Genomic DNA, 12,745 nt, shown 5'->3' on the forward strand with positions numbered 1-12,745 from the left:
TCTTTTTTAAATTGAGACCGTTATGAGCTTGCTAGCTGCTGGCGTGTTTATTTTTATTTTGATTGCGATTAGTGCATTTGTGTCAAGCTCGGAGCTGGCGCTTGCCTCCTCGCGCAAGATTAAACTGCAAGTGATGGCAAAAGAAGGCGAGATTCGCGCCCTTGATGTTTTAAATATGCAAGATCAGCCCGGAAGCTTTATTACGGTGGTTCAAGTGGCGCTCAACGCTGTGGCGATTTTGGCAGGTGCAATTGGTGAGTCCGCCATCAGTCCCTATCTTGAGCAGGTATTTCACCATGAAGTTGCCGCCTCCGTGGTGTCATTTATGATGGTCACCAGTGTGTTTGTGCTGTTTGCTGATTTGATGCCCAAGCGCTTGGCAATGTCCAACGCTGAACCCATCGCCGTCAAAGTCGTGCGACCGATGATATTTTTGATTTTTATGTTAAAGCCGCTCATTTGGGTTTTTGATGGCGCGGCAAATGCTATTTTTAAATTGCTTGGCATCTCAACCGTTCGCCAAGATGCCATGACGTCCGAAGACATTTATGCGGTAATGGATGCTGGCGCTGAAGCGGGCGTATTAAAGCAGCAAGAGCACCATTTGATTGAAAATATCTTTGAGATGCAAGAGCGCACCGTGACTTCGGTCATGAATCCGCGTGAAAATATCGTTTATTTTGACAGTGAAGCGGCAATGAGCGAAATCGTTGCCGTGATGATTCAAGAGCCGCATCATAAGTTTTTGGTTTGTCACGACGATGATTTGGAGCACATCATCGGTTATGTCGAGTCGCGAAGCTATTTGGCAGCAGTTTTGGAACAAAAACAAGTGACGCTCACGGATAAAACTTTGCTAAAACCTGCGCTATTTATCCCCGATACGTTATCACTTTTTGAAGTGCTTGAAACGTTTAAATCAACTGGCGCGGACTTTGCGGTCATTGTCAATGAATACGCGCTCGTGGTTGGCGTGATTACGTTAAAGGATGTGATGAGCATCGTCATGGGCGAGCTTGTGACATTAGAGGAGCAGCCCATCGTTCAGCGCACTGAAAACTCGTGGCTGATCGATGGTATGACGCCGATTGAAGACGTCATTCGTGCCCTTGATATCGTCAACTTGCCGCACAGCGAAAATTACGAAACCATCAGCGGCTTTATGATGTTTATGCTCAGAAAAATCCCTAAAAAAACCGACAGCATCGAATACGCCGGCTACCGCTTTGAGATTTTGGCAACCAGTCATTTAAAAATTATTCAATTGCTGGTCACCAAGCTTGATGAGGTGATTTAGGTTAAATTTTTCTAAAGCGCTCAACTTAGCCGCGAGTACCAAAAATCGCCGTTCCAACCCGAACCATGGTTGAGCCGTGAGCAATTGCCTCCTCCATATCACCGCTCATTCCCATGCTCAGCGTATCCCACTGAGTAAGCTCCGGATGATTGGTTTTGATCTCGTTAAATAGCTGCTGAGTTCGATCAAAGGCATCACTTCCTGACTTATCTGGAATGATCATTAAGCCGCGAAGAGCAAGCTTTGGATAAGCTTTGATGGTGTCCACAAGGGCGTCGACCTCATCAGGATTGCAGCCTGATTTGCTCAGCTCACGGTCGATATTGACTTGGATCAGTACGTTTAATGGCGGCAAATTTTCTGGGCGCTGATCGTTTAAGCGCTTGGCAATGATATCGCGCTCAAGGGTTTGTACCCAATCAAAATGCTCGGCGATGTCGCGGGTTTTGTTGCGCTGAATGCTGCCAATATAATGCCAAACGATATGATTGCAGTCCGCTTGAGCTTTTAATTCGTTAATTTTGCCGATGGCTTCTTGCAAATAGTTTTCACCAAAATCGCGCTGACCTTGCGCTGCCAAAGTTGCAATCATAGCAGCAGGTTTGGTTTTTGATACGGCAAGCAAGGTGATATTTGCTGTATCAATATCACAACCGCCCTTATTAGCGTTTTGACAAGCGGTAGCAATTTGCTGACGAACGTGTTGCCATTGCTCGATAAGGTCATCTTTATGAAGGTCATTGTTGTCAATTATTTTGCTCATGATTTATAATTTCCTAATTGTCGTTGAGATTTTTAAAGAAAAGCTGCCATTTCCTTATTAAGAAGATGGTTAAAATTTTGAAGTATTGTTATGATATTGTTACATAATTTGTTAAGCTGAATAAAGAGCGGCTAACAAATAGCAAAGATTTATTACCACAAAAAAATTTTATCTCATCGCTTGGTCATGATTGCCAAGGTTATTAAGGATTGCCAATTATGGCTGAAAAAAACGCGATTAATATTGAAGACTTACTGCGCTTTACGGTCAAACATAATGCCTCAGATTTGCATATTTCTGCCGGAATGCCCGCGATGATCCGTGTTGATGGTGAGATGACGCGGATTAATATGCCCGCCATGAGCCACCAAACCGTCCATCAACTGCTTTATGACATCATGAATGACAAGCAGCGCGCGGACTTTGAGGAATTTTTTGAAACCGATTTTTCGTTTGAAATCTCAAATTTAGCGCGATTTCGGGTCAACGCCTTCAACCAAAACCGTGGTGCTGGCGGCGTATTTCGAACCATTCCGTCCAAAGTTTTGACCATGGAAGATTTGGGAATGGGCGAGGTGTTCAAGCGCGTCTCTGACTTTAAACGCGGCGTGGTGCTGGTCACAGGTCCTACCGGATCTGGCAAATCGACCACGCTTGCTGCCATGATTGATTATATCAACGAGACGCGAAAAGAGCACATTTTGACCATTGAAGACCCGATCGAATTTGTTCACGAGTCCAAAAAAAGCCTCATTAACCAGCGTGAAGTCCACCGCGACACTTTGGGGTTTGAACCTGCCCTACGCTCCGCGCTTCGGGAAGATCCCGACGTTATTTTGGTTGGTGAGCTTCGTGACCTTGAAACCATTCGTCTGGCATTAACTGCCGCTGAAACGGGGCATTTGGTGTTTGGAACGCTGCATACCAGCTCGGCGGCAAAAACCATTGACCGCGTCATTGACGTCTTTCCAGCCGCAGAAAAAGACATGATCCGCGCTATGCTGTCTGAATCCTTGCAAGCGGTCATCTCGCAAACGCTACTGCGCAGGCAAACTGGCGGCAGGGTGGCGGCTCATGAAATTATGCTTGGAACGCCTGCCATTCGCAACCTCATCCGCGAAAATAAAATCGCGCAAATGTACTCCTCAATCCAAACGGGCGCAAGCGAGGGCATGATTACGCTTGATCAAACCCTCAAAAACCTCGTTGCTCGAGGGACGATCAGTAAAGATGTCGCAAGACCGTTTGCCAAGCAGCCAGAAGCGTTTATGTAAGCTGATTTTTTATCTCATATTATTTTGATCAAAGCGTTTTAAACGCGGTTTAACTTGTGGTGCCGATTAACTTAGGATGGCTATGGATTTTGACAAACTGCTGCAATTGATGATTAAAAAAAACGGCTCGGATTTGTTTATTACCGCCGATGTTGCCCCCTCAATGAAGGTCAACGGTCAGATTTTGCCGGTGGGCAAAACGCCGCTCACTGCCGATCAAACCATGAGCTTGGTAAAAGGGGTCATGACCAAAGCCCAAATCAAAGAGTTTGAAGACACCAACGAGTGCCAATTTGCCATCACCGACAACGCTCAGCAAGCGCGATTTCGGGTCAGCGCGTTTATGCAGCGCGATATGGCAGGGATGATCTTACGGAAAATTGAAAATAAAATCCCAACCGTTGAAGAGCTGCGCTTACCGCCATCTTTAAAAGAGCTTGCGATGAAAAATCGCGGCATTATTTTGCTCGTTGGTGCGACCGGAACGGGAAAATCAACCACGCTTGCTGCCATGGTCGGCTACCGCAATCAGCACTCCCACGGTCATATCATCACCATTGAAGACCCGATCGAATTTGTCCATAAACATCGCGGCTGCATCGTCACCCAGCGCGAGGTCGGTATTGATACCTTATCGTTTGAGGCGGGGCTTAAAAACACCTTGCGCCAAGCGCCCGATGTCATTTTGATCGGTGAGATTCGAAACCGCGAGGTCATGAGCTACGCCATTCAATACGCTGAAACGGGGCATTTGGTGTTTGCCACCTTGCACGCCAACAACGCCAACCAAGCCATTGACCGGATCATCCACTTTTTTGAAAGCGATCGCCACAATCAGCTATTCATGGATTTGTCCTTAAACTTGCAAGCCATCATTGCTCAGCAGCTTATCCCAACCCCCGATGGCAAAAGCCGCCGCGCCGCCATTGAAATTTTGCTCAACTCGCAGCTGATCAGCGACTATATCCGAAAAGGCGAGATCCATGAAATTAAAGAGGTGATGACCCGATCGCGAAACAGCGGCATGCAAACTTTTGACCAAGCGCTGTTTGATCTTTATGAAAACGGCGACATCACTTATAAAGATGCCATCACTTATGCCGACTCGCCAAACGACTTGCGCCTTAAAATTAAGCTGAGCAGTAAAAACAGCCAAACAAATCTTGATGAAGGCGCGGACAGCTTATCGCTTGATATCAATTAATACTGACAACGTTAAACTATAAATTTTGGATCAAATGACCGCTTAGCCTTTATCGAGAATATATTGCTCACCGCCCTCCCTGAATCTGTATTGTTATTACTTGAGCTGATCGTTTTTGCCATTGCCGCCACGCTTCATGGGTTAACGGGGCTTGGGTTTCCTATGATTGGAACGATTGCTTTGGCAATGCTGTTTCCACTTCCCAAAGCCATTGCCCTGATGGCTTTTCCAAGCCTTATTTTAAATGTGATGGTATTAATGACCAACACGACTCAAAGCTTTAGCCTTGAGTTGCGTTATTACGCCAAAAAATATGGCTTATTGGCGCTGACCTCGTTGATAGGTAGCATAATTGGTGTTCGGTTATTGCTGATCGTTCCAGCAGGCTATGTTTATTTATTGATGGCAGCAGTAACCCTTTATTTTGTGATCAATGGTTATCTTAGCCAAAAAGGCATGATTCAAGGTCTGCGGATTCCGACCACAACGCTTAGCATGATTGGTTTTGGCTTAGCCGCGGGAGTCATTGGCGGCGCGACCAACGCCATGTCGCCCATTTTAATGATGTATTTGTTTTCCAAAACAGACGATAAGCATGAGATCGTCAAAGCCAGCAACATTTGCTATTTTTTAAGTAAACTGGTTCAAGTGGTATTATTAAAAGGGCAAATTTTGGCATTTGGGCGATTGGACATTACCACTTTAGTCATGATCTCCACCGCTTCGATCATTTTTTTAATGGTAGGCATTTGGCTGCGAAACAAAGTCAGCAATCAAAAATTTAAAACCGCAATCTATTTGATTTTATTGCTGTTATCGGTAAAAGTAGCTTGGTCAGGGATTCAATATTTTATTTAACCCATAAAAAATCCCGATTGCTGACCATGGAATTAATCCATCAGCAATCAGGGTAATTTATTAACAGTTATAAAGTCAGCAGAACTGCTGCTTTTATGGGACTGCTGCTTTTATATTGTCACAAATTTTAGTTTCGTGAATGTTCTCGGCATTCTTGATTGTCACAAATGCCATAAAGCACGAGTGAATGACCCGATAAGCGAAAGCCATATTCTTGAGCGACTTTGTCTTGCTCTTTTTCAATAATGTCATTGTGAAATTCTACAATTTTGCCGCAAACATCACAAACCAAATGGTCATGATGCTCATCGGTACTGATTTCAAACACGGATAAATTATTTTCAAAATTATGGCGCTGAACAATGCCCACTTGCTCAAACTGAGTCAACACGCGATAGACAGTTGCAAGACCGACATCTTCACCTTGATCGATCAGCGCTTTGTAGACTTCTTCGGCGCTCATGTGGTGGTGTTCTGCGCGCTCAAGCAATTCTAAAATTTTGATCCGCGGCAAGGTGACTTTAAGCCCCGCTTTTCGTAAATCCTGATTGGTAAACGACATAGTATTCCCTTGTATTATCAAACTTTGTGAAAACGGTGATTAACATAAATCAGCAAAACGCGTCTTGCGATAAGTCTATGAATTAAAAATATAAATCATACCGCAAATCACTCACGCTTTGGGAAATAATCCATCAGATGGTAGGCAACGCTTGGCAAATAACGTATCATTTAGCCCAAACTTCTCTTATTTTTCCACCAATTGTGAGTTATCTTATCATGATCAAGCCGTTATTTTTTTGTTCAAAAACGCGTCTGCGTACGCTTACCCTAAGCGCTGTCCTTACGGCAACGGTCGCCATCACTGGCTGCTCAGCGCTGAGCGTTTATAAAATTGATTTGCCGCAAGGCACGCCCATCACCCAATCACAGGCGCAAAAACTTAAAGTCGGCATGAATCAAAACCAAGTGCTTTATCTTTTAGGAAGTCCTGCAATTAAGGACACCTTGGCACCAAACCGTTGGGACTATATTTACGATTATGAAGCCGGAACCGAAGGTCGCCGCCAAGGTATTGCTAACGTTCATAATGCAAGCCAGCATTTAAAAGTGTATTTTGATGCCAATGGCGTGGTCACTCGAATTGAAGGCATCGAAACGCTCCCTAATAAATAACGCCTAAAAAGCAGTCATCATTTCAAGACTTGGGCTTACGGCGCGATTGGCTTTTGTGCTTGCGCTTTGCCATCGGATCAAGGGTTAAATTTCGGTAAATCTCGATCCGGTCATGCTCTGCTAAAATGTACGACAGCGGCTGCTTTTGCGAAAATACCCCAACGCGCCACTGCTTTGGGGTTGGTGCTTTGTCCAAATGCTCAAAGCACCAAGCCTTTAACTCAGGAAACTTAACTAGCCAGCCGGATTGCTCAAGCGCTTGCAAAATGGTACTGCCTTTATTGAGCTGTAAGCGAGCATAATGCTGGCGCTCGCAAGTTTCGGCAAACGCAAGCGTAATGGCAATCAGCTCAGCCATGACATTCCCCAACCAATCAAGGCTAAAATTAGGGCAAGTGGCACGATCAATCGAATGGCAACTCGCCAGAGGTTATAAAAACCTTCATTGCTAAAATTAAGCGCTTTTCGCAAATGGCTGATTTTCATCTGCCAGCCTGCAAATACGGACAACAGCAACACGGCAACTAAGCTGATAATGACTAATATTCCCAAAAGCCAACTTGTTGGAATGGCAATGACTAAAATCAGTCCCACAACCAAGGTTATGATAAGACTCAGTAACAAACCAAACTGGTGCGCGATCTGCTGAGCGCTATAATGCAGCAAATAACTGACCACAAACAGCACCCCTACCCAATAAATCAGCTGAGCCACCGGTGGCAATGGCAAATGACTGGTTAACAGCGCGACAATTCCAACGACCACTTGCAATAGCCAAATCGGCAAGACAAGCTTTGAGGCGCTGATTTCATTGGCTTGTTGTGAGCGCTTGACCGCTGTGGCATTTTGATTGGTCGCGCTGACCGCCGTGATGGTTTGCTGATCCGCTAAATGCTGACCAAACCAATACAGTCCCGTCCCTGCACCCACACTCACCAAGGCAAGCGCCACCGCATGCGCCCATTCAACCAAGCTGATACTGGTCAACGCAAAACTGGGCAAGCTTACGCCATTGATCAGCCCAAGCACCAAGCTGATCACCATCAGACCAAAGCCAATGGGTAGTGGCGCCGCCCCAAGTACGCTTAATAAAATGGCGATGACCATCATTCCTGCGGCAATGGCAAAGCTTGGTACCTCAAGCGTCACATGAATTGCCTCAAGCGCTGATATCACGCCCAAGCTTGCCCCTGAAATAAGCAGCGCGGCAATAATGATAGAAACTAGTGCTGCAAGCCAACCAAAGCTGCGCCAAACAGGACTGGCATCGGCTTCTCGGGTCAACTTTTGCATTCCTGCTAAAGGCGCTGATAAGCTGCGATACGCCAGCGCAATCTCCGCGTAAATCACCGGCAAAGACACGATCAGCATCGCTATCAGCCAAAGCAGCCAAAAATCAATCTCGTTGATGGAAGCCGGCGCAAACCAGCGAAACAACAATAAAGGTAATAAAGCTGCCATAAAATAAGAGGCATAGCGAATCATCATAAGGTTAATCCAAGCGTTTTTATTAATCCTGACGGCTTTAGTATACTACAGCGCAACAATTATAAAAAAAACCCCGAAAGCGGGGTTTTAAAATCTTAATCAACTCAATGCTTAGTGAATCGCGCTTAAGTAATCTGACAAAATGCGAATATCGCGGTCAGATAATTTTGAGGCAACGATCTGCATCATGCCCTTATCGCCTTCTTTTTCCGCATCGTTCACGCGTTTTTGGTCGTCGCTTGCAATGTCATCGTCACGACCCGCTGCACGGAACAGCTTTAATTGGGTTGAGATGTATTCAGCATGCTGACCGCCAAGTCTTGGGAACGCGGCAAATTTATTGCCCGCCGCATCAGGACCATGACAACCGGCACAAGGGATTACGCCGCGCGACTTATCGCCCCCTAAGAAAATCTTAGTAGCCGCCGCTGTGGTTGCAGGGTTACCGTAACCGACGCCCCAAGGCGCTTGTGAGGCATAATATCCGGCAACGTTTGCCAAATCTTGCTGCGATAAATTGGCAACTTGCGACTGCATGATGCCATTTTTGCGGTGACCGGCTTTAAAGTTGACCAACTGCTTATACAAATATTTGACGTTTTGACCGCCAAGGTTTGGCTGAGCGGGAACGATACTGACGCCATCAACCCCATGACACGCCGCGCAGACCGTTTCTGCGATCGTTTTTCCGGCATTGACGTCATATTTTGGAACAGTGATGGCAGCCTGAACGCTGAAACTTGCAACACAAAAGCTGGCGGCAGCGATTAACTTTTTCATTGATACAGATCCTACTGACTTAAGCGTAAGCACGGTTAAGATTGATTGACACTCATCGCGGTGATATTTCAATGACCCATAACCCAAATCACAGACGAGCGTATTATAGCGCACTATTCAAGCTGCCGCGACCCGCCTCAAAATTTTCTTAACCTTGAGGTTCAGCGCTCGTCTTAAATTACTTACTAACATTAGGGGTTAATTTTAATTATTATAGCAAGACTTTATACAATTTGCCTACTTAATCGTGACATTGACCGAATTTTCTGCCAAAAGCTAATCTGAAAAACTAAGTCGTTTTTTGAAAATATTGAACTTTTTTCAAAATTTTTAACCTTAAGAAGTTAAATATATTGCTAATAAAAAAGCTAAGTATTGATTTTAATGAGTAATTAGGCAAAAAATTAAGTTCATTTTCCAATTAATTCTCTACTAAATTATTCGTTATTTACTCATCAGTTCAATCAATTGTTGATAGTCTTTATCATTACAGCTGTCACAAAGTCCACCCGCGGGCATTTGAGTCATGCCACCTTTTACTGAATTAATCAGCGTTGGCATACCTTTTTGTTGTTTAAGTTTTTGCCAAAGCGCTTTATCACCTTTTTTTGGCGCATTAAGCGCTCCGCTGTCATGACAAGCGGCGCAAGAGTTTTGGTAAATAGTAGGGATATCAGCCGCGGCCGCTTGGTTTACCATCAAAGGTAAGCTCAATACGATCATAGCAGTGCTTTGAGCGAACCAAGAAACGGGCGATTTAATGTTAAAAAGAATAGAGCGCATCTTATACCTCCTTTGGCGGTTTGGCGATGGAAGTTTAGCTCAATATGACGCTTGATGATTAAATATCAATATACTATTTTTTATATTGATTAAAATCAGCGCCAAACTCCTCTTCGAGCGAATACTATTATTGTAACAAAATATGTCATCAGTAATAGATAAATTTAGTTTGGTTTTGGTAATTGTATCTTGAATTGGATTTAAAAATTAACGGCGATCAAATTAGGGGATTGGCGCAAAAGTTCTTATAATGGCGCCATGACAAGTCTGATTGGCTTTTAAAGGTTTAGATCAGCTTTAACTTATTTATTCACAGCAATTTATCAAAGGCAACTAACGATGACGACCCCATTTCAAGAATTGGCAGCGGAGCACGCCGCGTTTAACGCCAAAGCTCGGCAAAAAATCCAGCAAACAGAATTTATGCTGTCCGCGCCCACGTTTAAATTGTGTCCTGCCGACAGCGGTCGCGAGGTTGCGTTTGCAGGACGCTCAAACGCCGGTAAATCCTCGGCGATTAACGCGCTCACCAACCAGCGTCAACTTGCCCGATCGTCAAAAACACCGGGTCGAACGCAGATGATTAACTTTTTTAGCGTGGGCGATACATTAGCGCGATTGGTCGATTTGCCTGGTTATGGTTATGCAGCCGTTCCGCTTGAGATGAAAAAAGAGTGGCAAGTGGAATTAGAAGAATATTTGGTCTCGCGTGAAAGCTTAGCAGGACTGGTTTTGCTGACTGACATTCGCCATCCGCTTAAGTTTTTTGATGAGCAAATGCTGCACTGGGCAAAAGATGGCGAGCTTCCGGTGCATTTGCTGCTCACTAAAGCAGACAAACTTAAATACGGCGCGGCAAAAAACACGCTATTGCAAACTCGCCAAGCGCTCAAAAAGCTTGGGCTTAACTGCTCAATTCAGCTGTTTTCCGCGCTTAAAAAAGAAGGTATCGATGAGCTTGCAGGCGTCATGGGACGCTGGTACGGTGAAGATTGGTTCAATGGCACCTCAGCTAATAATGAGCTGCCAAATGCTGATCTGCCAAATAATGAGCAAGCCAACTAATTAGGGATAAATTAACCGCCTAAGTTAACCACATAACAGCTTGGCAAGCTCACTTGGCGTTGCCACTTGATAGCTTGGGTTTTGGGCGGCAAGGTGTTCCGCAAGTGCTGCGCCATAATTGACCGCAATGCTGGTCATCTCAAGCTGATTTGCCATTTGAATATCAAAAATACTGTCACCGATATAAACGGTATTTTCAATGGGCGTGTTGGTAAATTCTAAGATATCGATAAGCATTTGCGGGTGCGGTTTAGATTTTGCTTCATCGGTGCAGCGGGTGATGGCAAAATAATCGGTGCTGTTGGATGCGCTCAAAATCCGGTCAAGACCTCGGCGCTTTTTGCCGGTGGCGACCGCAAGCGTTTTGCCATTGTCATTTAACGCTTTTAGCATCGGCTCAATCGGGTCAAAAAACGGCGTTCGGTCACTATGAGCGATATAATACTCGCTGTAGCGCTCCTGCAGGGCGCTCTTGTCGCTGTCGCTCGTATTTGGAAATAAAATCTCAATCCCGCGCTCAAGGCTTAAGCCGATGATGTCTTTGACGGCGGCGTCGGTAGTGGTCAGGTTAAATCCTGACGCCGCATGGTGCATTGCCTCGACAATCAAGCCAATGGAATCCATCAGCGTGCCGTCCCAATCAAAGATAATTAAGGACTTATCGGTTAAATTAGCGTGTTGCATCATTATTCTTCTTATCGTTTAAACATTAACTTCATTAATAATTAGCCGTTTAGCTTTTGCAAAATATCGTCCGGAATGAGCGCTGCCAAATCGTCAGGGATTGGCGCCACCATCACTTCATAATCCGGAATCTCAAGCTGCCAAGCATGAAGGCAAAGACGGTTCACGCCTGAATCGTCTTTGATATTGTACTTATCATCGCCCAAAATTGGATGACCCAAATGCGCCAAATGAACGCGGATTTGGTGCGTTCGCCCCGTTCGCGGCATGGCTTCAATGAGGCTTACTGGTTTGTCATTAAGTGAAAACTTACCATGAATGATAATGTCGGTTTGGCTTGGCTTGGCGTTGTCGTCTTTATAATCCACGCGAACGCGGCGCTCGCCATTGGCTAAGGTGAATCGCAAAAGCGGTGCGTCAATGCTACTTTGAGCCAGCACCGGCTGACCGCGAGTGAGACATAAATAATGCTTTTGAATGGTTTTATCGACCAAATGCTGCTGCAAGGTTTTTAGCACCGAGCGCTTTTTGGCAATCATAAGCAGCCCTGAGGTGTCTTTATCCAAGCGATGCACCAATTCCAAATATTTTTTGCCAGTGACCTCACGCATGGCTTCAATCACGCCAAAGTTTTGACCGCTGCCGCCATGAACCGCAATCCCTGCCGGTTTGTTAAGCACCAGTAAGCCGTCATCTTCATAAACGACGCGCGATAGCAGACCATTGGCAAAGTCGCTGCTGATAATCGGCTTATCCCGCGTGGCAACTTGCACGGGCGCAATGCGAACCACATCCTCGCGATAAACGCGGTCGTAAGCTTTGCAGCGTTTATTATTTACTCGAATTTCATCACTGCGAATCATTTTGTAAATGTGCGATTTAGGAACACCTTTTAGACGGTTTAATAAAAAATTGTCCAAGCGCTGCTCATGCTGATGGCGGCTGACCTCCACGTAATTGACGCGGCTAAAATCGCTGATGTCATCATCCGCGCTTTGCGGTTTTTGCTTGCTGTTATAAATGGCGGCTTGCTCAGGGGTTACCTGTGGTAAATTGCGGTCGTTTTTCATTTTTCGTTAGTTATTTAGTTAAAGATTTGCTATAGTTTAGCATGTTGAGCGCTAAAAAAGCGGCTTGGAAATCAGTTATTCGCCTCAATTATGATGTCATAATTTTGAGTGAAGAGCGATATCAAAAGCGCTTTTATGATGCCAGTTTGGTATCAGGCTCTTCTAACATTTTTTGCGCTTGCTGAATTAAGTTTAGATTATATTTACCAGTAAGCGTTGAAAGCCAACCTTTTACTTTTAAAGTTTTTATTTTATTTTGCGCAAAGATGAGGTCAACCATAAAGACCTTGGCAAACCATCACC

Annotated in this window: 14 protein-coding genes; 6 read left to right on the forward strand and 8 right to left on the reverse strand. The window is 45.0% G+C overall.

Going from position 1 to position 12,745, the window contains the following annotated elements:
• The first annotated feature begins 22 nt into the window (after nucleotides 1-22).
• Nucleotides 23-1,297: a hemolysin family protein gene (locus HF322_RS04560; RefSeq protein ID WP_169392216.1), complete on the forward strand. Its 1,275-nt coding sequence runs from the start codon at nucleotides 23-25 to the stop codon at nucleotides 1,295-1,297.
• 25 nt (nucleotides 1,298-1,322) lie between these two features.
• On the opposite strand, the gene HF322_RS04565 is transcribed toward HF322_RS04560, so the two are convergent.
• A complete protein-coding gene (locus HF322_RS04565; RefSeq protein ID WP_169392217.1) occupies nucleotides 1,323-2,060 on the reverse strand; it encodes a YggS family pyridoxal phosphate-dependent enzyme in 738 nt (245 codons plus the stop codon).
• Between the two features lie 236 nt (nucleotides 2,061-2,296).
• Between HF322_RS04565 and HF322_RS04570 the strand changes: the two genes are divergently transcribed.
• The 3 genes from HF322_RS04570 to HF322_RS04580 all read left to right on the forward strand — a co-directional run bounded on the left by HF322_RS04570 (nucleotide 2,297) and on the right by HF322_RS04580 (nucleotide 5,396).
• Complete coding sequence (locus HF322_RS04570) at nucleotides 2,297-3,334, forward strand: type IV pilus twitching motility protein PilT (protein WP_169392308.1); 1,038 nt, start codon at nucleotides 2,297-2,299, stop codon at nucleotides 3,332-3,334.
• 82 nt (nucleotides 3,335-3,416) lie between these two features.
• Nucleotides 3,417-4,538 carry a PilT/PilU family type 4a pilus ATPase gene (locus tag HF322_RS04575; RefSeq protein WP_169392218.1) on the forward strand — a complete coding sequence of 374 codons (1,122 nt, stop codon included), beginning with the start codon at nucleotides 3,417-3,419 and terminating at the stop codon, nucleotides 4,536-4,538.
• A 63-nt stretch (nucleotides 4,539-4,601) separates the two neighbouring features.
• Nucleotides 4,602-5,396, forward strand: a complete 795-nt coding sequence (locus tag HF322_RS04580) for a sulfite exporter TauE/SafE family protein (RefSeq protein WP_169392219.1) — start codon at nucleotides 4,602-4,604, stop codon at nucleotides 5,394-5,396.
• Between the two features lie 127 nt (nucleotides 5,397-5,523).
• Here the strand turns inward: HF322_RS04580 and fur are convergent, their stop codons facing one another.
• Entirely contained in the window at nucleotides 5,524-5,958 is a 435-nt protein-coding gene (fur, locus tag HF322_RS04585; protein ID WP_169392220.1) for a ferric iron uptake transcriptional regulator, read from the reverse strand.
• Nucleotides 5,959-6,161: 203 nt separating this feature from the next.
• On the opposite strand from fur, the gene HF322_RS04590 reads away from it, so the two are divergent.
• Entirely contained in the window at nucleotides 6,162-6,572 is a 411-nt protein-coding gene (locus HF322_RS04590) for an outer membrane protein assembly factor BamE (RefSeq protein WP_169392221.1), read from the forward strand.
• Between the two features lie 22 nt (nucleotides 6,573-6,594).
• Here the strand turns inward: HF322_RS04590 and HF322_RS04595 are convergent, their stop codons facing one another.
• The 4 genes from HF322_RS04595 to HF322_RS04610 all read right to left on the reverse strand — a co-directional run bounded on the left by HF322_RS04595 (nucleotide 6,595) and on the right by HF322_RS04610 (nucleotide 9,623).
• Nucleotides 6,595-6,930 (reverse strand): RnfH family protein, encoded by a 336-nt coding sequence (locus tag HF322_RS04595; RefSeq protein WP_219848169.1) that lies wholly within the window; start codon nucleotides 6,928-6,930, stop codon nucleotides 6,595-6,597.
• Complete coding sequence (locus HF322_RS04600; RefSeq protein WP_169392222.1) at nucleotides 6,918-8,060, reverse strand: hypothetical protein; 1,143 nt, start codon at nucleotides 8,058-8,060, stop codon at nucleotides 6,918-6,920. The genes HF322_RS04595 and HF322_RS04600 overlap by 13 nt, the downstream gene beginning before the upstream one ends.
• 111 nt (nucleotides 8,061-8,171) lie before the next feature.
• Complete coding sequence (locus tag HF322_RS04605) at nucleotides 8,172-8,840, reverse strand: cytochrome c (protein WP_169392223.1); 669 nt, start codon at nucleotides 8,838-8,840, stop codon at nucleotides 8,172-8,174.
• Nucleotides 8,841-9,284: 444 nt separating this feature from the next.
• Complete coding sequence (locus tag HF322_RS04610; protein WP_375138523.1) at nucleotides 9,285-9,623, reverse strand: c-type cytochrome; 339 nt, start codon at nucleotides 9,621-9,623, stop codon at nucleotides 9,285-9,287.
• 339 nt (nucleotides 9,624-9,962) lie between these two features.
• On the opposite strand from HF322_RS04610, the gene yihA reads away from it, so the two are divergent.
• Nucleotides 9,963-10,688, forward strand: a complete 726-nt coding sequence (gene yihA / locus HF322_RS04615) for a ribosome biogenesis GTP-binding protein YihA/YsxC (RefSeq protein ID WP_169392224.1) — start codon at nucleotides 9,963-9,965, stop codon at nucleotides 10,686-10,688.
• 24 nt (nucleotides 10,689-10,712) lie between these two features.
• Here the strand turns inward: yihA and HF322_RS04620 are convergent, their stop codons facing one another.
• Nucleotides 10,713-11,375 (reverse strand): HAD family hydrolase, encoded by a 663-nt coding sequence (locus HF322_RS04620; RefSeq protein ID WP_169392225.1) that lies wholly within the window; start codon nucleotides 11,373-11,375, stop codon nucleotides 10,713-10,715.
• A gap of 38 nt (nucleotides 11,376-11,413) precedes the next feature.
• The gene (locus tag HF322_RS04625; protein ID WP_169392226.1) at nucleotides 11,414-12,442 is read right to left on the reverse strand and encodes an RluA family pseudouridine synthase; all 1,029 of its coding nucleotides are present in this window, start codon (nucleotides 12,440-12,442) and stop codon (nucleotides 11,414-11,416) included.
• Nucleotides 12,443-12,745: the final 303 nt, after the last annotated feature.

The organism is Psychrobacter sp. MF31, assembly GCF_012847335.1.
GTDB lineage: Bacteria > Pseudomonadota > Gammaproteobacteria > Pseudomonadales > Moraxellaceae > Psychrobacter.

Coding starts and splice junctions, on each gene's coding strand:
- HF322_RS04595 (WP_219848169.1), bottom strand. CDS start 6,930: ATGGCTGAGCTGATTGCCATTACGCTTGCGTTTGCCGAAACTTGCGAG.
- HF322_RS04620 (WP_169392225.1), bottom strand. CDS start 11,375: ATGATGCAACACGCTAATTTAACCGATAAGTCCTTAATTATCTTTGAT.
- HF322_RS04575 (WP_169392218.1), top strand. CDS start 3,417: ATGGATTTTGACAAACTGCTGCAATTGATGATTAAAAAAAACGGCTCG.
- HF322_RS04605 (WP_169392223.1), bottom strand. CDS start 8,840: ATGAAAAAGTTAATCGCTGCCGCCAGCTTTTGTGTTGCAAGTTTCAGC.
- HF322_RS04565 (WP_169392217.1), bottom strand. CDS start 2,060: ATGAGCAAAATAATTGACAACAATGACCTTCATAAAGATGACCTTATC.
- fur (WP_169392220.1), bottom strand. CDS start 5,958: ATGTCGTTTACCAATCAGGATTTACGAAAAGCGGGGCTTAAAGTCACC.
- yihA (WP_169392224.1), top strand. CDS start 9,963: ATGACGACCCCATTTCAAGAATTGGCAGCGGAGCACGCCGCGTTTAAC.
- HF322_RS04560 (WP_169392216.1), top strand. CDS start 23: ATGAGCTTGCTAGCTGCTGGCGTGTTTATTTTTATTTTGATTGCGATT.
- HF322_RS04610 (WP_375138523.1), bottom strand. CDS start 9,623: ATGCGCTCTATTCTTTTTAACATTAAATCGCCCGTTTCTTGGTTCGCT.
- HF322_RS04625 (WP_169392226.1), bottom strand. CDS start 12,442: ATGAAAAACGACCGCAATTTACCACAGGTAACCCCTGAGCAAGCCGCC.
- HF322_RS04600 (WP_169392222.1), bottom strand. CDS start 8,060: ATGATGATTCGCTATGCCTCTTATTTTATGGCAGCTTTATTACCTTTA.